This window comes from uncultured Mesonia sp. (genome assembly GCA_947499595.1).
Lineage (GTDB): Bacteria > Bacteroidota > Bacteroidia > Flavobacteriales > Flavobacteriaceae > Mesonia > Mesonia sediminis.
This window is the reverse complement of sequence record CANMOY010000033.1, coordinates 1-850: the sequence shown is the minus strand read 5'-3', so window position 1 is coordinate 850 and position 850 is coordinate 1. Positions and strand designations below refer to the sequence as shown.

Genomic DNA, 850 nt, shown 5'->3' with positions numbered 1-850 from the left:
GGGATTCAAGATCCCAAAGCGAAACCAAAATAGGAAATACAATCCCTCAAGCCTTAGCGGCTTGCAGATTTTTTGTTTACATCCACTACTTCATAAGGAAAAGGGATTCAAGATCCCAAAGCGAAACCAAAATTGGAAATACAATCCCAACAAGCCTTAGCGGCTTGCAGATTTTTTGTTTACATCCACTACTTCATAAGGAAAAGGGATTCAAGATCCCTATGCGAAACCAAAATAGGAAATACAATCCCTCAAGCTTTACCAGCTTGCAGATTTTTTGTTTACATCCACTACTGCAAAAACAAAATGGGATTCAAGATCCCAAAGCGAAACCAAAATAGGAAATACAATCCCTCAAGCCTTAGCGGCTTGCAGATTTTTTGTTTACATCCACTACTTCATAAGGAAAAGGGATTCAAGATCCCTATGCGAAACCAAAATAGGAAATACAATCCCTCAAGCTTTACCAGCTTGCAGATTTTTTGTTTACATCCACTACTGCAAAAACAAAATGGGATTCAAGATCCCAAAGCGAAACCAAAATAGGAAATACAATCCCTCAAGCCTTAGCGGCTTGGAGATTTTTTGTTTACATCCACTACTTCAAGCTGGGGCTTGGTAGTGGATGTAAACAAAAAATCCCGATGAAAGTCTTCATCGGGATTGTGCTTCTTGTGGGCGCGAAGGGATTCGAACCCCTGACCCCTTGGGTGTAAACCAAGTGCTCTGAACCAACTGAGCTACGCGCCCAATTTTTTTGTGAAAGCTTTTTGTTGTGGGCGCGAAGGGATTCGAACCCCTGACCCCTTGGGTGTAAACCAAGTGCTCTGAACCAACTGAGCTACGCGCC

General features: G+C 42.4%; 2 tRNA genes. Both read right to left on the bottom strand.

Going from position 1 to position 850, the window contains the following annotated elements:
- Positions 1–675 precede the first annotated feature (675 nt).
- A tRNA-Val gene (locus ACH2AZ_RS12435) sits at positions 676–750 on the bottom strand.
- Between the two features lie 26 nt (positions 751–776).
- Positions 777–850: transfer RNA gene (locus tag ACH2AZ_RS12430), tRNA-Val, on the bottom strand.